Source organism: Niallia sp. FSL W8-0954 (genome assembly GCF_038005605.1).
Classification (GTDB): domain Bacteria; phylum Bacillota; class Bacilli; order Bacillales; family Cytobacillaceae; genus Niallia; species Niallia circulans_A.
The window spans coordinates 358,023-378,523 of sequence record NZ_JBBOTN010000001.1; the positions used below are offsets into that span (position 1 = coordinate 358,023).

At 35.9% G+C, this 20,501-nt stretch carries 14 protein-coding genes and 1 pseudogene; 14 read left to right on the top strand and 1 reads right to left on the bottom strand.

The genetic code is table 11. The features are described 5' to 3' along the window. Nucleotides 1-81 precede the first annotated feature (81 nt). Nucleotides 82-981 (top strand): aldo/keto reductase, encoded by a 900-nt coding sequence (locus NX902_RS01890; RefSeq protein WP_235973216.1) that lies wholly within the window; start codon nt 82-84, stop codon nt 979-981. A gap of 411 nt (nt 982-1,392) precedes the next feature. After that, complete coding sequence (gene ilvD / locus NX902_RS01895) at nt 1,393-3,069, top strand: dihydroxy-acid dehydratase (RefSeq protein WP_095331102.1); 1,677 nt, start codon at nt 1,393-1,395, stop codon at nt 3,067-3,069. 77 nt (nt 3,070-3,146) lie between these two features. Here ilvD and NX902_RS01900 read toward each other — a convergent pair whose 3' ends face one another. After that, on the bottom strand, nt 3,147-4,178 hold the full coding sequence (locus NX902_RS01900) for an AI-2E family transporter (protein WP_095331100.1): 1,032 nt from the start codon (nt 4,176-4,178) through the stop codon (nt 3,147-3,149). A gap of 202 nt (nt 4,179-4,380) precedes the next feature. Between NX902_RS01900 and NX902_RS01905 the strand changes: the two are divergent. From NX902_RS01905 to ltrA, 12 genes and pseudogenes are all read left to right on the top strand, one after another. Further along, nucleotides 4,381-4,533, top strand: a pseudogene (locus NX902_RS01905) (MerR family DNA-binding transcriptional regulator); the annotation flags it as partial. 402 nt (nt 4,534-4,935) lie between these two features. Continuing rightward, on the top strand, nt 4,936-6,240 hold the full coding sequence (locus NX902_RS01910) for a hemolysin family protein (RefSeq protein ID WP_095331098.1): 1,305 nt from the start codon (nt 4,936-4,938) through the stop codon (nt 6,238-6,240). Between the two features lie 243 nt (nt 6,241-6,483). After that, a complete protein-coding gene (locus NX902_RS01915; protein ID WP_095331097.1) occupies nt 6,484-7,920 on the top strand; it encodes a PTS mannitol transporter subunit IICB in 1,437 nt (478 codons plus the stop codon). A gap of 257 nt (nt 7,921-8,177) precedes the next feature. Next, nucleotides 8,178-10,256 (top strand): BglG family transcription antiterminator, encoded by a 2,079-nt coding sequence (locus NX902_RS01920; protein WP_095331096.1) that lies wholly within the window; start codon nt 8,178-8,180, stop codon nt 10,254-10,256. A 15-nt stretch (nt 10,257-10,271) separates the two neighbouring features. Next, nucleotides 10,272-10,703, top strand: a complete 432-nt coding sequence (locus NX902_RS01925; protein WP_047944240.1) for a PTS sugar transporter subunit IIA — start codon at nt 10,272-10,274, stop codon at nt 10,701-10,703. 4 nt (nt 10,704-10,707) lie between these two features. Beyond that, on the top strand, nt 10,708-11,859 hold the full coding sequence (locus NX902_RS01930) for a mannitol-1-phosphate 5-dehydrogenase (protein WP_095331094.1): 1,152 nt from the start codon (nt 10,708-10,710) through the stop codon (nt 11,857-11,859). A 428-nt stretch (nt 11,860-12,287) separates the two neighbouring features. Beyond that, complete coding sequence (locus tag NX902_RS01935; RefSeq protein WP_095331093.1) at nt 12,288-14,387, top strand: transglycosylase domain-containing protein; 2,100 nt, start codon at nt 12,288-12,290, stop codon at nt 14,385-14,387. 614 nt (nt 14,388-15,001) lie between these two features. Continuing rightward, nucleotides 15,002-15,931, top strand: a complete 930-nt coding sequence (gene qoxA, locus NX902_RS01940) for a cytochrome aa3 quinol oxidase subunit II (protein WP_095331091.1) — start codon at nt 15,002-15,004, stop codon at nt 15,929-15,931. Next, on the top strand, nt 15,921-17,873 hold the full coding sequence (gene qoxB, locus NX902_RS01945; protein WP_095331089.1) for a cytochrome aa3 quinol oxidase subunit I: 1,953 nt from the start codon (nt 15,921-15,923) through the stop codon (nt 17,871-17,873). The genes qoxA and qoxB overlap by 11 nt, the downstream gene beginning before the upstream one ends. Then, nucleotides 17,873-18,475 carry a cytochrome aa3 quinol oxidase subunit III gene (qoxC, locus tag NX902_RS01950; RefSeq protein WP_095322681.1) on the top strand — a complete coding sequence of 201 codons (603 nt, stop codon included), beginning with the start codon at nt 17,873-17,875 and terminating at the stop codon, nt 18,473-18,475. The genes qoxB and qoxC overlap by 1 nt, the downstream gene beginning before the upstream one ends. A 6-nt stretch (nt 18,476-18,481) precedes the next feature. Continuing rightward, nucleotides 18,482-18,787: a cytochrome aa3 quinol oxidase subunit IV gene (gene qoxD / locus NX902_RS01955; RefSeq protein ID WP_047944233.1), complete on the top strand. Its 306-nt coding sequence runs from the start codon at nt 18,482-18,484 to the stop codon at nt 18,785-18,787. A 591-nt stretch (nt 18,788-19,378) separates the two neighbouring features. Then, nucleotides 19,379-20,455, top strand: coding sequence for a group II intron reverse transcriptase/maturase (ltrA, locus tag NX902_RS01960; RefSeq protein WP_341160519.1), 1,077 nt, complete (start codon nt 19,379-19,381; stop codon nt 20,453-20,455). Nucleotides 20,456-20,501 lie beyond the last annotated feature (46 nt).

Below are 20,501 nucleotides of genomic sequence, written 5' to 3' on the forward strand. Positions count from 1 at the left end.
GAGTGAAAGAAAACAGTTGTCTATATACTAATGAAGGAGATGAATCTTTTGAGTAGTAAAGTTCAAATCGGTCAAACGGCTATGCATGTTACGAAGCTAGGATATGGTGCAAACTCTGTCGGTGGTCATAATTTATTTCCAAATTTAAATGATGAAACAGGAAAAAATGTCGTAAGAAATGCGTTGGATGCTGGGATTGATTTTCTTGATACAGCTTATGTATACGGATTAGGGAGATCAGAGGAATTAATTGGAGAGGTGCTGAAGGAAAGAGGCAACCGCCAAGATATCGTTCTGGCAAGCAAAGCTGCTCATAAATTAGTAGATGGCAAAATTGAACTTGATAATAGCAGAGAATTTTTACGTAAAGCGGTAGAAGATAGTTTAAAGCGTCTGCAAACAGATTATATTGATTTATTTTATGTTCACTTTCCAGATGGAGTTACTCCTATGGCTGAGGTAGCAGGAACATTAAAAGAATTAAAGGATGAAGGAAAGATTCTTGCAGTTGGTGCTTCGAATTTAGATGCTGAACAAATAAAAGAATTTAACCAAGATGGTTATTTAGAGGTATTCCAAGCAGAGTATTCTTTATTTAAAAGACAAGCAGAGGAAATATATTTACCATATTGTGTAGAAAACAATATTAGCTTTATTCCGTATTTTCCATTAGCTTCTGGATTATTAACCGGGAAGTATTCGAAGGATTCGATCATCAGCGGCGGAAAAGAAAATAATCCACTTTTCCAAGGGGAAGTATTTGTTCGCAATGTAGAAAAGGTGGATCAATTAAAGCAAATGGCTGAATCTAAAGGCTTTGATGCAACACATTTTGCACTAGCGTGGCTGTTAGAGCAGCCTGCGGTTGATGTAATCATTCCAGGGGCGAAATCAACTGAACAGCTTAAGAATAATCTTCGAACATTGGACGTATCATTAACAGAAGAAGAAGTGAAGAAAATTAGTGAGATATTTGCATAAGAGATTATATCTCTAAGGTGTGGATAAACTGGAGAAAATAATGTTATCAATAAAAAAGCGATGAAGGGATATAAAACTTCATCGCTTTTTTATCGGGATTTTTACAACAGTTGAAAATAGGATAAGAAAGATGATGTTATTTTAATATAGCTTTATATTGAATTTGTATCAAGAAAAGGGAAAGAAACCTAAAGAATAGAAAGAATTTCTTGTTAATTTTTCTGACATGAAGTGTTAGATGGATGTTGATATAACGATGTTTTTCCTTTTTCTAGCAAAAACTAAACGAAGTTATTTTATCTGAATAATCGAAAGAATAAGTTATACCAATTTTGTTATCATAGTGTTACAATAAGTAAAAGTTTAAATATACAGATTTTTCGATTTAGTCGGATAATTGGAGGGGTAGAAGTGACACAATTGAGAAGTAATATGATTAAGAAAGGATTCGACCGGGCTCCACATAGAAGCTTACTACGTGCAGCTGGTGTAAAAGAGGAGGATTTTGACAAACCGTTTATTGCAGTAGTCAATTCATATATTGATATCGTTCCAGGGCATGTCCATTTACAGGAATTTGGAAAAATTGTAAAAGATGCAATAAGAGAAGCAGGTGGAGTTCCCTTTGAAATGAATACAATTGGGGTAGATGATGGAATTGCAATGGGACATATCGGCATGCGTTATTCATTGCCAAGCCGTGAAATTATTGCGGATTCTATTGAAACAGTAGTTGCAGCACACTGGTTTGACGGGATGGTTTGTATTCCTAACTGTGATAAGATCACACCTGGAATGATGATGGCTTCTTTACGATTAAATATTCCTACTATTTTTGTAAGTGGAGGACCGATGAAAGCGGGAGTCACTAGTGATGGCAGAAAGATCTCCTTATCATCCGTTTTTGAAGGTGTAGGGGCTTTTCAGTCAGGTAAAATTGATGAAGGTGGACTAAGAGAATTAGAACAATTTGGCTGTCCGACATGTGGATCTTGTTCTGGCATGTTCACAGCGAATTCCATGAACTGTTTAGCAGAAGCTCTAGGTCTTGCTTTACCTGGAAATGGGACAATTCTTGCTGTAGCACCAGAGAGAAAGGAATTTGTAAAGAAATCTGCGAAACAGTTGATGAATCTAATAAAAGAAGATATCAAACCGAGAGATATTGTTACAGAAAAGGCAATAGATAATGCGTTTGCACTAGACATGGCACTAGGTGGATCCACTAATACAGTACTTCATACATTAGCATTGGCCCATGAAGCAGGTGTAGAGTATCCTCTTGAAAGAATCAATGAGGTAGCATCTAGAGTACCTCATTTATCAAAGCTTGCGCCTTCGTCTGATGTACATATTGAAGATCTGCACGAAGCAGGCGGTGTGTCAGCAGCGCTATACGAATTATCGAAAAAGGAAGGAGCTCTCCATTTAGATACGTTAACTGTCACAGGAAAAACACTTGGAGAAAATATCGCTGGGTGTAAAGTGAAAGATTATCAAGTCATTCGACCAATTGATGATCCTCATACTCAAACAGGTGGATTGGCAGTCCTATTTGGGAATTTAGCTCCTCAAGGTGCTATTATTAAAACAGGTGGAGTCCAAAATGGCATTCAACGACATGAGGGGCCAGCTATTGTGTTTAATTCACAAGATGAAGTGCTGGAAGGATTAGTAAAAGGAAAAGTGAAGGAAGGACATGTTGTCATCATTCGCTATGAGGGACCAAAAGGAGGACCTGGTATGCCGGAAATGCTGGCACCAACTTCCCAAATTGTTGGAATGGGTCTTGGTCCAAAAGTAGCGCTGGTAACAGATGGGCGTTTTTCTGGGGCTTCTCGAGGTATTTCTATTGGTCATGCTTCTCCTGAGGCAGCCGAAGGAGGACCATTGGCATTTGTAAAAGATGGCGATCATATTGTCATTGATATTGAAAATCGTACAATGGATGTTGTTGTTCCAGAGGAAGAATGGGAACAAAGAAAAGCAGAATGGAAAGGTTTTGAGTCGAAAGTAAAAAGCGGCTACTTAGCACGTTATTCGAAGCTTGTGACATCTGCGAATACGGGAGCAGTATTAAAGTATTAATTTGAACTGTTCATTATAGAATAAAAGCAGGCTGGATTCGTGTCCAGCCTGCTTTTATGAATTGAAATGAAGCCGAGCTATTCTTTTACTAAGTCTGTTTTCCTTTTGGGATCCATGCTTTGTACTTGGAGGATATCTAAAAGAAATACAAACACAGGTATACCAATGATTAATCCCCATACTCCAAAGAAATGCTCTGAGAAGATAAGGACGATAAAAGTGAAAAATACAGGTAAATTTGTTTTCGAAGACATTAGCTTCGGGTTAAGTATATAAGCTTCGATCGCATGAATGATACAAACAAAAATAATCAAAATAATGATATAGGGGTATCCACCAATGGTATATCCAATCGTTAATAAGGGAATGAGGGAAATAATAACCCCAGCCACTGGAATAAGACCAAGAACAAATACCATAAGAGATAATCCTAGTAATTGAGGAAAACTAAGTATCCATAATCCGATTGTCGTTAAAATGCAATTTACTAAAGCGATGATAACCTGTGCTTCTAATACTTTTCCGAAAGTTAACACAAATTTTTTACCGAAAAATTCCATTTCGTTATAAAAAGGAGCTATTTTACTTGTGCGGAAGTTTTCTTTATATTTAATCAAACGGGGCTTCTCTAACAGGAAGAAGAAGCTTAAGATAATAGCTAGTATGAATTGTAAACTTAGGGAACTAATACTGGAAAAATATTTGACGATAATGCCCAGCCCTTGTTCCAAATAGCTGTTTATTTGTCTTTCTTGAATAATGGAAACAATATAATTTAAGACAGCATTATCATGTGGACGAGAGTAAAAATCCATTAGTTGTCTAACTAATGCCGTTATTTCTTCCACCAACATTGGCAAATATTTAATAAAGCTATAAGAAAGTAATCCGATCGTTATGAGATAGAGGATGCTAACTATAACGTTTCGTTTTACGTGAATTCGCTTAGAAATAATTTTTTCCATACGATCCATTAAAAATGAAAGAATAAAGGTAAAAAGCATTAAATTAATCATACTTCTAAGTGCATAGATACCCAGAATCATGAAAGCAAAGATGAAAAACCTTTTTACACTTTTACTTGTAAGAAAATTGATAATTGTTTCCACTCCATTTCCCCTTTTTGATATATTTTCTCTTTTCCGTCTATCTTCCTATATTTTAACCTAAATTGAATTTTAATCATATAAAAAAGCCGACATTTTTGAAAATTTAGCAAGATAAAAAGCGTGTGCAAAATATATTGGAAGTATTTTGCTTGAAACTTTTCTCCTTAGACTTATATAATTAATTAAGTATAACTAAAACGTTATGGTTAGGAGGAGAAGCGATGGGGCTGTGAAATTAAGAATTGGTGATTTAGCAAAAGCTACTGGTGTGGCAAAAAGAACCATTGATTATTATACAAACCTTGGCCTTCTTCAAGCAGAGCGTTCCCAAACTAATTATCGTTACTATAGTGAAGAACAAAATTGAACAAATAAAGTAAGAATACAAAAAGAGTAAGCTTACGCTGGAGGAAATGAAGGAACAATTAAATAATCAGCAAGTGCATTCCATAGGTATTAGGAACTGAGAGCAAATAGGAAGAGTCTAAGTGATAAAATTCATTAGACATTAGATGCTTCCCTATAGAGACGTACAGGCTCAACATAAAAATAGATAAGTAAGAAATACTATTATCCATGAAAGCATTTCTTTAATACAAGCACTGCTTCTTTTGCTAAATTAACTGTTTTGCATTTATTTATATATTCGGAAGAAGGAATGAATTTTAACTAGTAGCAGTGTCTTTCCTTTTGTAATGGGAGAAAGGCATGCGGCTTTTATTAATCAGGAGGTGTAAGCCCCTTTACGGGCTACTTATTGGAAATTTTTAATTTGATTTTATTTGTGATATTAATTGCATTTACTGCTTTTTTCGTGGCAACAGAGTTTGCGATCGTAAAAGTCAGGAGTTCAAGAATTGATCAGTTAGTTGCTGAAGGGAAAAAAGGAGCATTAGCAGCAAAAAAAGTTACGACACATTTAGATGAATACTTATCAGCCTGCCAATTAGGGATAACTGTGACAGCATTAGGTCTTGGTTGGATTGGAGAATCTACTTTCGCAGAAATTCTCGAGCCTCTATTTGTTCATTTATCGATCGGAACGGCGCTATCGCACTTAATTGCCTTCGTTATTTCTTTTTTACTTGTAACTTTTTTGCATGTCGTTGTTGGGGAATTAGCTCCAAAAACGGTAGCTATTCAAAAAGCAGAATTAATAACATTAGCCTTTGCAACACCAATTATTTGGTTTTATCGCCTATTATATCCGTTTATTTGGTTGTTGAATGGCTCTGCAAGACTTTTGACAAGTATCTTTGGATTAAAGCCAGCGTCAGAACATGAACTTGCTCACTCGGAAGAAGAGTTAAGAATTTTAATGTCAGAAAGCTATAAAAGCGGTGAAATCAATAAAAACGAATTAGCATATGTAAATAATATTTTTGAGTTTGATGAACGAATTGCCAAAGAAATTATGGTCCCTAGAACAGAAATGGTGACTATCAGTGTGGACAATACGTTTGATGAAATAATGGCTATCTTAGAGGAAGAAAATTATACTCGCTACCCTTTAGTAAATGGGGATAAGGATAATGTAATCGGCTTAATTAATATTCGCGAATTTCTAACGGCAACCATTCAAAACAGAGAAGAAATTCAATTAGAGGAATATATGAAACCGATTATTCGTGTAATTGAAACTGTTCCTATCCGCGAATTGCTGATTAAAATGCAAAAGGAACGTACACATATGGCTATTTTGCTTGATGAGTACGGTGGTACTTCAGGAATTGTAACAGCAGAAGACATTCTTGAGGAAATTGTTGGAGACATTAGAGATGAATTTGATGAGGATGAAATCTCTGACATTCGCAAAATAAAGGATAATCATTATATTCTTAATGGAAAAGTATTGATTAGCGAAGTAAATGATCTTTTAGGCACTCACTTATCAGAAGATGAAGTAGATACAATAGGCGGATGGTTTTTGACCAATAATTTTGAAGCGGTTGAAGGAGATATATTGGAAGAGGAAGGATATATCTTCAAAATTAAAAATATTGAAGAACATCATATACATTTCATTGAAGTAACCAAAGATACAAGTGTAGTCGAAGCTTGATGAAAGACTTTTTAGAGAAGGGGAAACCCTTCTCTTTTTTTATGTGTAGATCCGTATAAATAGGATGGTTGGTGGCATTTTAAAAAAAGGAGATTAAAACGAATGCTGATTTTATTGAATTTTACCAATTAAATTAATTTAATTGTGTCAACATTGTGTCTGTCAAAAATGTATTTACTTTGAATTGAGAATAATCTGTAACCGCTTTATAATCAAACTGAAATATTAAGGGGGTTAAACAAAATGTCAGACGAAAATAAAAATGGTTTTCGTGTCAAAATACAGCGTTTTGGTAGTCATTTAAGTGGCATGATTATGCCTAATATAGGAGCATTTATCGCATGGGGGCTAATTACAGCTTTATTCATCCCAACAGGGTGGAGACCTAATGCTGAATTAGCTCAACTTGTAGATCCGATGATTAAATACTTATTGCCATTATTAATTGGTTATACAGGCGGTAAGATGGTTTATGCAGAGCGCGGTGGCGTGGTTGGTGCAATCGCATCGATGGGTGTAATCGTTGGTGCAGATATTCCGATGTTCCTTGGAGCAATGGTAATGGGTCCGCTTGGTGGTTTCTTAATCAAAAAAGTGGATGATTTATTTAGAGGGAAAATTAAAGCCGGATTTGAAATGTTAGTAAATAACTTCTCAGCTGGTATCTTAGGTGCAATTATTGCCATTATTGGTTTTAAATATGTTGGTCCAGTTGTAGAAGGGTTAAGCACTTTCTTATCAAGCGGAGTAGAGTTAATTGTTGATGCAAAGCTCTTACCATTAGCAAGTATCTTTATTGAGCCTGCTAAAGTATTGTTCTTAAATAATGCCATCAACCAAGGTATTTTAGGTCCGATTGGGGTAGAACAAGCGAAAGAGGTAGGGAAATCTATTCTATTCTTACTAGAATCAAACCCTGGTCCTGGGTTTGGGGTATTATTAGCTTATTGTATATTTGGAAGAGGTACATCAAGACAGACAGCACCTGGGGCAGCGATTATTCACTTCTTGGGTGGTATTCATGAAATTTACTTCCCGTACATCTTGATGAAACCTATGATGTTATTAGCAGTTATTGCTGGTGGAATGGGTGGAGTATTCACCTTTACATTATTTGATGCAGGATTAGTTGCCACTCCGTCTCCTGGTAGCATCATTGCATTAATGGCGATGGCACCAAAAGGACAGCATTTAGGCGTAATTGCTGGTGTTGTGGTTGCAACGATTATTTCTTTCGTGATTGCAGCTATTATTTTGAAAACAAGTAAAGATAAAGAAGAAGATATTAATGCAGCAACAGAAAAAATGGAAGCTTTAAAAGGGAAGAAAAGCTCAGTTGCAAGTGCAATTACTGAGACTGCAGAAACTCCTGATGAAACAAGTGCTACAGAATTTGATTACAAATCAGTGAAGAAAGTAATCTTCGCTTGTGATGCTGGTATGGGATCTAGTGCGATGGGTGCGTCTATTATGCGTAATAAAGTGAAAAAGGCAGGAATAGAAGGAGTAGATGTAACAAATACTTCTATTGCAAACCTTCCAAGTGATGCAGATCTTGTTATTACCCATAAAGATTTAACAGATAGAGCAGTAGAAAAATTACCGAATGCACATCATGTTTCTGTTGAGAATTTCATGAACAGCCCTAAATATGATGAGATCATTGAAAAATTAAAATAAGTCTTAGCAGAAATACCGGCCAACTTTGTATAAATTGGCCGGTATTTTTGTGTTTAACGCGGTATATGTCCAGAATAAAACCATTTAAGCTTTTTGATGAAAAAGTAGTTAATTTTCAGTATTTATAGATAAAAATAGGGAACCATAAATTAGAATTGGCAACAATGAAATTGAAAAAAATATGTTTAATACTGTTTGAATAAGTGTATATAACAGTCTTATAATTAAATTATGTCAGGTGATTAAGGAGATAAGCTATGATTATTTCCGCTCGAGAAAGAATTATTTTACAGATACTATTAGAAAATATAGAGGAAGAAATGACGATTAAGGGAATTGCTGAACATGTAAATGTCAGTGAACGAACAATACATCGTGATTTAAAAAACGTCGAAGCTATACTAAAAGATTTTCATCTTAAAATGAATAAAAAAGCTGGAGTCGGTGTGAAAATTGAAGGACATCCTAATGATATTTATCAACTAAGAGTATCTATCTTAAAACAGGATTATATAGAATACACACCCGATGAACGGATAATTGTTGCTTTATGTACCTTACTGGATCATCAAGAACCGATTAAATTATTTTCTTTAGCAAAAGAATTAGGAGTAACAACTGCCACGGTGAGCAATGATTTGGATAAGCTGGAACCGATTATAGCAAAGTATGATTTGCAATTAATGAGAAAAAGAGGTTATGGTATTGAATTGGTTGGAACGGAGGAAGATAAGAGAAAAGCGATTCGCAGTCTTATATCCGACCGATTTGATGTTCCAGAGTTTCTTAAAATGGTGAAGGAAAATATTCAGAAAAAATCTAGCAATAAAATCGACTCGATTTCCGAACGGCTTTTAGGATTGGTTCAAAAAGAAAAATTGCTGCGTATTGAAAATATTATTGAAGATATCAACGAGCAATTACCTTATCCACTGGCGGATAGTTCTTATGTTGGATTGGTCGTTCACATTGCTCTTGCTATGGAGAGGATCCAGCGTGGAGAAAATATTTCTTTTAAAGAAGATTATCTAGGGGAGTTGTCGCAGACAAAAGAATTTGATTTTGCGCGCCAAATTGTTTCAAGACTAGAACGTACTTTTGATATTTCGATCCCTATAGAGGAAGTCGGTTATATTACGATGCATTTAAGGGGAGCAAAGGTACGTTATGACAATAAAGTCGGAATTGAAGATGAAAATGTTGAGGTAGCTATGCTAGTTAGGACGTTAATTGCCAATGTCGAAAAACTACTGCATACAACATTGGCAGATGATTCTTTATTTCAAGGCTTATTAGCTCACCTTCAGCCTACATTATATCGTTTAGATCAGAAAATGAGTATTTCTAATCCCTTATTAGAAGATATTAAAGAGGATTATGCTGAGTTGTTTGAAGTGGTTCAACAAGCTGTGGAAAAAACACTTGTGGACAGAGATGTACCAGAAGAAGAAATCGGCTATTTAGTCCTTCATTTTGGTTCTGCGTTAAATGATAGAAAAATAACAAAAAATATAAAGTTATTGATCATTTGTTCAAGCGGAATTGGGACATCTAAAATGCTTGCAGCAAAAATTGTTAATCAAATTCCAAGCCTATCAGAAGTGAAAACAGCATCTGTATTCGAATTAAAGAATATTTCCATCGAGGATTATGATGCCATTCTTTCGACTATTCCATTAGAGGACATCTCGAGAGATTATTTATTAGTAAATCCGATTTTAAATGATAAGGATTTGGAAGAAGTAAAAACTTATCTTCAAAAGAATATTGGTCATGTAATAAGGGAAGAGAAGGGAATAGAAGTTCCTAAACAAAAATGTATCGATTTCCAGTCTTTTCTCCTTTTTTCAGAGCAAGCCCAGCTTTTATCCTCCATTTTAAATGAGCTGGATATTTGGGATGAGAGAGCAAGTTTAAGTGCAAGCTTAAACAAGGGATTAAGGATATTGAAACAACAAGGTTCTATTTCAAGCGTGGAAGAAGTATTTGCTGCTTTAGAAGCACGGGCTGAAATAGGGGGACTGGCTATTCCGGAAACCAATTTAGCTCTTTATCACACAAGTAATAATCAAATTGAAAAACCGTCTTTCAATATCATAGACTTGCCCGAGATGGTGAGTTTGAGGGCAATGAATGGTGCTAATGAAATGGTGAAGCGGGTATTACTTTTGCTTGCGCCGTTAGATGCAAATCCAAATGTAATGGAAGTATTAAGTTTTTTAAGTGCCTCTATTATTGAATCGGAAAGAAGTATTCATGTATTCAGTAACGGCAAGAAAGAAGAACTATTAAATTTTATTAGCAGCAGGTTTTTAAAACATCATTTGAGAAATTAATAGGAGGAATAAACAATGAGTATTTTAAAAAAAGAGAACATTATTTTAAACAGCAGCCTAGCAAGTAAAGAGGAAGCAATCAAAAAAGCAGGTCAAATTCTAGTGGAACAAGGCTATGTTTCAGAGGATTATGTTCCAGCTATGCTGCAAAGAGAAGAAATTTCATCAACTTATATGGGTAACTTCTTAGCTATTCCCCATGGTACAGATGAAGCAAAAACAGCAGTATTAAACTCTGGGTTATCTGTTATTCAAGCACCGAACGGAGTAGATTTTGGAGATGGCAATATTGTTAAATTAATCATTGGAATTGCTGGGAAGGATGGCGAACATTTAGAGTTGTTATCACAAATTGCTATTGTATGTTCTGAAATGGAAAATGTCGAAAAATTAGTTGCTGCGAAATCAGAAGAGGAAATAATCCAAATTTTAAGCGAGGTAGAATAATACGATGAATGCTATTCATTTTGGAGCTGGAAATATAGGTAGAGGATTTATTGGTCTATTACTACATCAGTCAAATTATGCTATTACCTTTGTGGATGTAAACGAACAAATTATCGATGAAATTAATCGTGTTGGTCAATATCATGTTTTATTGGCAAATGAAGCGAAAGATCAATTCACAGTTAAAAATATTAAAGGAATTAATAGTAAAGTAAATCCAGAACAAGTGGTGGAACAATTTATCCATGCAGACATTGTGACTACAGCTATCGGACCTAATATTCTAAAGTTTATCGCGCCATTAATTGCTGACGGAATTAAAGCACGAATGAAAAGTAATCAAACACCAGTTAATGTGATTGCTTGTGAAAATATGATTGGTGGTAGTAGTGCCCTTAAACAGTTTGTGTTAGAGCATTTAAATGAAGAGGAAGCAGCATGGACAGAGGAATACGTTGGTTTCCCTGACTCAGCTGTGGATAGAATTGTGCCAAACCAGAAGAATGAAAACTTATTAGATGTTCTAGTAGAACCTTTCCATGAGTGGGTTGTAGATGAAACGGCAATTAAAGGACCAAAACCTGAAATTGCAGAGGCACATTTCGTAAGTAATTTACAGGCATATATCGAAAGAAAGTTATTTACTGTAAATACTGGCCATGCAGCAACAGCCTATTTAGGCAATAGAAAGAACTATGAAACCATTTCTGAAACAATTCAACATGAAGATGTGAAAGAAAAGGTGCTTCATGTTTTACAAGAAACAGGAAAAGTATTAGTAGCAAAATATGGTTTTAATGCAGCAGATCATCAAAAATATATCGACAAAATTTTAGGCCGCTTTGCGAATGTTTATATTGTAGACGATGTAAAACGAGTTGGTAGATCACCGCTTCGAAAATTGGGCGGGAATGATCGATTAGTTGCTCCAGCACTAGCATACTATAATGAGTTTAAAGAAATTCCGTCTTATTTAGTAGAAGTAATGGCATCGGCTCTTCACTTTTATACAGCAGAAGATCAAGAGTCTGTGGAATTAAAGAACTTCATAGATGCAAAAGGAGTTCAAGCTGCTTTTAGTGAAGTTTCTGGTTTAAGTGAAGATCATGCTTTAGTGAAAGAAGTAGTGCTTACTTATAACAAAATAAATGCATAAATAAAAAATCCAATGAGGTCTCAAAGCCCATTGGATTTTTTATTTCAAGAGTAATTAGAAACTCTTAGAGCGTGTTGCTAATGCTGAGGTTGCCTTTGACTGTTTGCGCTTGTCCCACATTTTTTTGGCGAAGGGATAAATGATAGGTCCCCACGTAATGATTCGTCTGAACATTTTTTTCATTATCTCTCACATCCTTTTAGCCTTTACTTATTCTTTTCCCAAGAAATCAAATGGATAAACAATAACCCCTCTTCTAGTTAAATTTGGTAATATTAGATAGAGATCCCTTCTTGTAATTTAGAAAGAAAGAGAATATAGTTTTCATAGATAGTTGCAACATATAAGAGAAAATAACCGTCTAATGATTAGATAGAAAAAAAGAAGAAGCATTTATTCTATGAGTAAAAGTAAAGGATAGGTAATAGATGGATCGATTAAAACCATATTGGGAAGGGTTTCGACGTTTCTGGAAAAAGAGACACCTTACCCAAATTATACTGTTGGCTTTGTTATTATTTGTTTTATTAGCGATATTATATTTTACGTACCTAGCAACACAAGCAAATGTTAGTTCATTAAAGGCTGGTTTAAGTCAGGCGACCATTATTTATGATAAAGATGGAGATGAAGCAACTCGAATAAGAACGGAAAGAACAGAAGGCATTGAATTAAAGGATGTCCCGAAATATGTTCCAGACGCAGTTGTTTCTATTGAAGATGAACGTTTCTATCAACATAATGGGTTTGATATTAAAGGGATCAGCCGTGCGTTTTTTAAGAACATTTTTGCAGGGAGAATTACTGGTGGAGGAAGTACGATTACCCAGCAATTAACAAAAAATGCTTTGTTAACTTCCGAACAGACCTATAAGCGAAAAGCAGAGGAACTATTTCTTGCTGTAGAAATAGAAAAGCATTATAAAAAAGATGAAATTCTACAAATGTATTTGAATCACGTTTATTTTGGTAGTGGTGCCTGGGGTATCAGCCAAGCATCCTTGAAATATTTTAATAAAGATATTAAGGATGTATCTATTAGTGAGGCTGCATTGCTAGCAGGAATAGTGCAAGCTCCATCTGCATTAGATCCTTATAACAATTATGATGGTGCTATAAATCGCCGCAACCTTGTTCTAAAGAAAATGGTAGAATTAAAAAAAATTACAGAAGAGCAGTACCAGCAAGCAGTAAACGAAAAAATTGTATTAGAAAATGGGGGAGGATCTTTTATTGAAAGAGATTATCCTTACTTTGTGGACGCGGTGATTGATGAAGCAATCAGCAAGTATGGACTTACACAAGAAGAAATTTTAAAAAGAGGATATAAGATTTATACAGAGATGGATCAAAATCTTCAATCTACCTTAGAAAAAACTTTTGCAAGAGATTCCCTGTTTCCTAGAAGTTCTGATGGTACATTAGTGCAAGGCGGAGCGGTTTTACTTGATCCGGAAACTGGGGGAGTGAGAGGATTAGTAGGAGGAAGAGGAGAGCAAGTTTTCAGAGGATTTAACCGAGCTACTCAAATTAAAGTACAGCCAGGATCCACGATGAAGCCACTTGCTGTTTATACACCTGCTTTAGAAAAAGGATATAAAATTGACTCTATGCTTGAAGATAAGCCTTTCAAAAAGGGTGATTATGAACCGAAAAACTTCACTAAGTCTTATAAAGGCGAAGTTCCGATGTATGAAGCATTAGAAGACTCTTTAAATGTGCCAGCAGTCTGGCTGCTAGATAAAATTGGTTTGGAAAATGGTCTTAAATCCCTTGATCGCTTCGGCATTCCATATGAAAAAGAGGATGAATATCTTGGGATAGCTTTAGGCGGGATGTACAGTGGTGTTTCACCATTGCAAATGGCGAGCGCTTATTCTACATTTCCTAATGAGGGAGTCCGAATGGAAAGTCATTTGATTACAAAAATTGTCGGACCGACAGGCAACGTTGTGGCTGAATATGAGCCAAAGTCGACAAGAGTTACTTCCAAATCGGTGACAAATGACATGACCTCCATGTTATTGGATGTTATTAAATCAGGAACAGGCCAAGGAGCAAAAATAACAGGATTTCAACTTGCCGGAAAAACAGGCTCCACTCAATTAGAGGATTCGAGTATTTCTGGCACAAAGGATCAATGGTTTGTAGGGTATACGCCTAATCTAGTTGGGTCGATGTGGCTAGGATATGATAAAACAGATAAGATGCATTATCTGCCAAGTAAAAGTTCAGGTGATGTCATACCAATTTTTAAAACAATTATGGATCAAGCCGTACAATATGTCGAGCCAGAGAATTTTCAGGTCCAATCCGTCAGTGATAGACTTGCAAATAAGGATAATAAAAATGTAAATAAAAAAGTAGAAAAAACAAAAAAGGTAATTAAAGAGAAAGCGGAGGAATTAGAAACGACTATAAAAGAAAATTCTTCCAAATGGAGCAAAGTAGTAGACGAGATTAAAGAAGATGCAAAAAAGGTAAATGAAAAGGTAAAAGGAAAATTACAAGAAATACTAGGAAATTAATCGTTTCAAAAGATAGAAGTAGGTACCGATACTAGTGGCAGCTGCTATTAGTATCAGTATAAATTTCTATCTTTTTTTTATAGCAGTAAGAAGAGAAGAGTTGTTTCTGATATTTTGTATAACTGGAGATAAATAATGGTTAGAATTAGGAAAGAGAATGAGGTTTAATTATATATAGTCTGTGATAAATATAACAGACTATATAAAAGGAGGAATGTCTATTTATAGAAGGAAAACACGAACAAAATGATGGAAAAAGCAACCAGTATAAATTATAATTGATGTAAGCGTTTTTAAAAGAGAGTATGCAGAAATAATCTAATTTGTAAAAAAGTTTGTGACATAATTATGGACGTGGATTTTAAAAATGGTATCTGCTATAATAAAAAGGTTGATAAAATCTTGAATATAGGAAAATCTAGGGATAGAAAATGTGATAATTGGTAAAATTATACTTACGTTTTTTGTCACATATAATAGGTTCAAGATATGATATCATCATACAGGTAGTAATAATTCCTATTTTACCTCTGTAATATGAATGTTCTGTGTCTAAAAATCGAACATTCTGTGAATAATTTAACATTTTAACTTATATGGAAGGAGCTGTACAAATGAAAAAGGGAGTTTTAGTTTCGCTTTTAGCAATTGTACCATTATTCATTTTAAGTGGCTGTGAATCCATGGTAGTATTTGACCCCCAAGGTCCTGTTGCTAGAAGTATTACGGACTTGATTAACTGGTCAATTGTATTAATGGCTTTTGTTTGTCTAGTAGTTTTTGCACTATTTGGCTACATAGTTTGGAAATATCGTGCAACAAAAGAAAATGCGGATTATGAGCCAGAAGAACATGGAAGCACAAAGCTTGAAATTGTTTGGACTGTAATACCGTTCTTAATAATCATTGCATTAACGGTTCCAACTGTAAAAACAATCTTTGCTTTAGAAGATGTGCCAAAAGATTATAAAGATCGTGATCCAGTAGTGATTAACGTTACTTCTGCAGATTGGAAATGGATTTTTAGTTATCCAGAAGAGGGGATTGAAACAGTTAATTATGTAAATATCCCTGCAGGTGTACCTGTTGAGTTTAAATTAACTTCTGCTGGTACGATGCAATCATTTTGGATCCCTGCTTTAGCTGGTCAAAAGTATACGATGTATGGTGCTGAAACAGATCTCTATGTGGTAGCAGATAACCCAGGTAACTATGAAGGACAAAATACAAGCTTTAACGGTAAAGGTTATGCGGAGATGAAGTTTGATGTCGAAGCAAAATCTGTAGAGGATTATGATAAATGGGTAGATGAAGTAAAAGAAACTGCCCCTAAGTTAACAGAGGAGAAATACAGAGAAATTATCAAGCCTACACATTTAGGCCGTATGACTTTCTCTAATACACATTTAGAGTGGATTGACCACGGTAAAGGTGGAGACTCAAACTATTATTTAAACCCTGAGTTATATCGAGTTCATGGATATCCAGGTAGAACTTTTGAAAAGAATCAAGAGTCTGACGGAGGTGAAAAGGATGCACATTAAGTGGGATGACATTGTTATTACTGGTGATCCCCTAATATTGTCTGCTCAAATAGGTATTATTCTAACAATGCTTGCTATAGTAGTAGGTGTTACTTATTTTAAGAAGTGGCAATATTTATGGGATGAATGGATAACAACGGTTGATCACAAAAAAATCGGTATCATGTATATTATTGTTGCCGTATTAATGTTCTTCCGTGGTGGAGTAGACGGTTTGATGATGAAATATCAAACAGCAGCTCCTGAAATGAAATTTTTAGATCCACAGCATTATAATGAAGTATTTACAACGCATGGTGTTATCATGATTCTTTTTATGGCGATGCCAGCATTGATTGGATTAATGAACGTAGTTATTCCATTGCAAATTGGTGCACGTGATGTTGCGTTCCCACAATTGAATGCATTAAGCTTCTGGTTAACATTCAGTGGAGCAATGCTATTCAATATCTCTTTCGTAATTGGTGGTTCTCCTGATGCAGGATGGACATCCTATTTCCCTCTAGCGGGGAAAGAATTCACACCAGGAGTTGGAAACAACTTCTATGCAATTGGACTGCAAATCGCAGGTATTGGTACGTTAATGACAGGTATTAACTTTATTGTGACAATCCTGAAAATGCGTGCTAAAGGGATGACTTTAATGAAAATGCCAATGTTTACTTGGACTTCATTAATTACAAACGTAATTATTGTGTTTGCATTCCCTATTTTAACTGTTGCATTAGCATTAATGACATTTGACCGTTTATTCGGAACTCATTTCTTCACGATTTCTGGTGGAGGAAATGCGATGTTATGGAATAACCTATTCTGGTTATGGGGACATCCAGAGGTATATATTGTTATCTTGCCTGCATTTGGAATGTTCTCTGAAGTTATTGCTACATTCTCGAAAAAACGCCTATATGGTTATAATTCAATGATTATTTCTATTGTCGGTATTGCGTTATTGAGTTTCCTTGTTTGGGTTCACCATTTCTATACAATGGGATCTGGACCAGTTGTAAACTCTGTATTCTCAATCACAACTATGTTAATCGCAGTTCCAACTGGGGTTAAGATTTTCAACTGGTTGTTTACTATGAGAAAAGGACGTATCCAATTTACAACGGCAATGCTATGGGCGCTTGCATTTATTCCGACTTTTACAATTGGTGGGGTAACGGGAGTTATGCTTGCAATGGCTGCAGCAGACTATCAATATCATAATACTTTATTCTTAGTAGCTCATTTCCACTATGTATTAATACCAGGTGTTGTATATGCAGTATTTGCTGGTTTCTATTACTGGTGGCCAAAAATGTTTGGTTATGCATTAAACGAACGTTTAGGAAAATGGCATTTCTGGTTGTTTAATATTGGTTTTAATGTAACCTTTATGCCTATGTTCTTCTTAGGCTTAAAAGGAGCAGTAAGACGTTCTTATACTTTCTCAGCGGAATCTGGATTTGCACCATTGTTCATGTTATCAGCAATCGGATCTCTTATTCTTGCTGCTGGATTTGCCGTGCTAGTTTATAACATCTACTATAGTACTCGTTATGCAGATAGAAAGATTTCTACAGATCCATGGGATGCAAGAACGCTAGAATGGCATACAGCTTCACCAGTTCAGCCATATAACTTTGCAATTACTCCAGAAGTAAAAGCATTAGATGCGTTCTGGTATATGAAGAAAAATAATGAAGGCTTAGTATTAAAAGAAGAAGAACTAGAAGAAATACACATGCCAAGCAACTCTGGACTTCCATTCTATATGTGTGTTGTATTTGGTATTGTCGGCTTCTTCCTAATATTTGAATGGTTTATTCCAGCTGCAATTTGTAGCTTAGGTATTTTTGTAGGCTTAATTATTCGTTCCTTTGATTATAACGAAGGTTACCATATTAAACTGGATGTTATTAAGAAAACGGAACGTGCATGGAGAGGTGAGAAATAATGGCAAAAGTCGATAAGTCCTTACCACTAGAATATCAAACAGAGCAAAGTCGTTTAAATATTCTAGGCTTCTGGATTTTCCTTGGTGCGGAGGTTGTATTATTCGCTACCTTATTTGCAGCCTATGGATCTTTAAAGGATAACTTTGCAGGCGGACCTACTCCAGCTGAATTATTTAAATTAAAAGATGTAATGATTGAAACACTTTTACTATTAACAAGTAGTTTCACTTGTGGGATCGCTATCTGGTATATGCGCCGCCAAAATTTAAAAGGATTATTAACATGGTTAATTATCACTTTAGCATTGGGTGCAGGCTTCGTCTTTGTGGAAGTAAATGAATTTATTCATTATGTACATGAAGGAGCGACAATGCAGACAAGTGCCTTCCTTTCTTCCTTCTTTGTATTGCTAGGAACACACGGATTGCACGTATCCTTAGGTATAGGTTGGGCGATATTGATTATTATTCAATTGCTTAAACATGGCTTAACACCAACAACTGCTCGTAAGACATTTATTATAAGTTTATACTGGCATTTCTTAGACGTTGTGTGGATTTTCATCTTCACATTCGTTTATCTTGCTAGAATGGGAGGGTAATAAAAGATGGCAAAAAATCATGAAAATGAAAAATTTCCAATTAGTCATATTGCAGGTTTTATTGTTTCTTTATTACTTACCTTCGCAGCTGTAGGGGCTAAGTTATATACAGATCTTCCAATGGTTACTGTAATGTGGATTATCGGAGCATTAGCTGTTATTCAAGCAATTCTTCAACTGTTTATGTTTATGCATCTTACAGAAGGAGAAGGGCAAGTACAGACTATTAATATCATTTATGCTTTCTTCTGCGCAATTGTCGTTGCCGGAGGAACAATTTGGGTAATGACATCAGGACACGTACATTACTAATAAAGTGAGAAAAAAGCCTCCATTTGGAGGCTTTTTCTTTTGGTGTGCCCGGCATGGGTGCAATCTTTAGGGTGAAAGTCCCGAACTGCGAAGGCAGAAGTAGTAGTTAGCCTAACGCAAGGGTGTCCGTGGTGACGCGGAATCTGAAGGAAGCGGGCGGCAAACTTCCGGTCTGAGGGACACGAACTTCATAGAAGGCTAGGTATCATTGGATGAGTTTGCCAAACAAAACAAAGTCCTTTCTGCCGAAGGTGATACAAAGTAAATGAAGCAGATAGATGGAAGGAAAGATTGCACTCTTACCCGGGGAGGTCTGATGGATACGGGAAGTACTCTTCCTAACCTACTTAGCGATAAGTAGCTGAACCATCAGAAGTCAGCCGATGTCATAGTACAAATCGGTCTAGAACGATTTGGAAGGACGGAACAATTAGGAGAGAATAGCCCTTGGCTTTCAGTAGGTCATGAGGAACACAGAAAACATAGTACCTCACTTGAGGAAGGAAACGGTGAATTCCGTGGGGGATCTCTTGGAGGGTGGAGTGACCACTGGCATAAGAAGATAAGCTATTCACGGAAGGAAGAATAACGATGCTTTTAAATCAAATCCTGTCACGGGAAAATATGCTTCAAGCATTAAAACGAGTAGAACAGAATAAAGGAAGTCATGGAGTAGATAGGATGCCCGTACAAATCCTACGACAGCACCTAGTCGAAAACTGGCATTCTATCAGAGAGGCTATTTTCAAGGGTACTTATGAGCCAATGCCTGTCCGAAGAGTCGAAATCCCGAAAACTGGTGGAGGTTTTCGGCTACTAGGTATTCCAACCGTGAGAGATCGTTTGATTCAACAAGCCATTGCCCAAGTATTATCGAAGATATATGACCCGATGTTCTCCGAACATAGCTATGGCTTTCGACCAAACCGAAGCGCCCATGATGCGGTAAGGGAAGCAAAGGGATATATCAAAGAAGGATATAGATGGGTTGTAGATATGGATTTAGAGAAGTTCTTTGATAAGGTCAACCATGATAGACTCATGAGTACACTTGCGAAAAGAATCAAGGACAAACCACTATTAAAGCTAATCCGCAAATATTTACAGGCGGGCGTTATGATGGATGGAGTTATTTCAAGTACAGAAGAAGGAACGCCACAAGGCGGACCATTAAGTCCATTACTCTCTAACATAGTTCTGGATGAACTAGATAAAGAGCTAGAAAGTCGAGGGCATAAATTCGTTCGTTACGCAGATGACTGTAATGTTTACGTAAAATCGAAGCGGGCAGGAGAACGAACAAGGGCAAGCATTCAACGATTTATCGAAAAGAAACTTCGATTAAAAGTGAATGAGAAGAAGTCAGCAGTAGACCGACCATGGAAACGGAAGTTTCTAGGTTTTAGCTTCACGTCTTCTAAAGAACCAAAGATTCGTATCGCAAAAGAAAGCTTAAAACGAATGAAGAAGAAAATACGAGAAATCACTTCGAGAAAGATGCCCTATTCTATGAGATATCGGATGGAGAAATTAAACCAATATCTAATGGGTTGGTGTGGATATTTTGCATTAGCGGATACTAAATCACTGTTTATAAAATTAGATGGTTGGATACGAAGAAGACTTCGCATGTGCCAATGGAAAGACTGGAAGAAACCAAAGATATAAATGTCAACACAAATATGTACATTTTCGCTCGTTTAAGGATGTACAA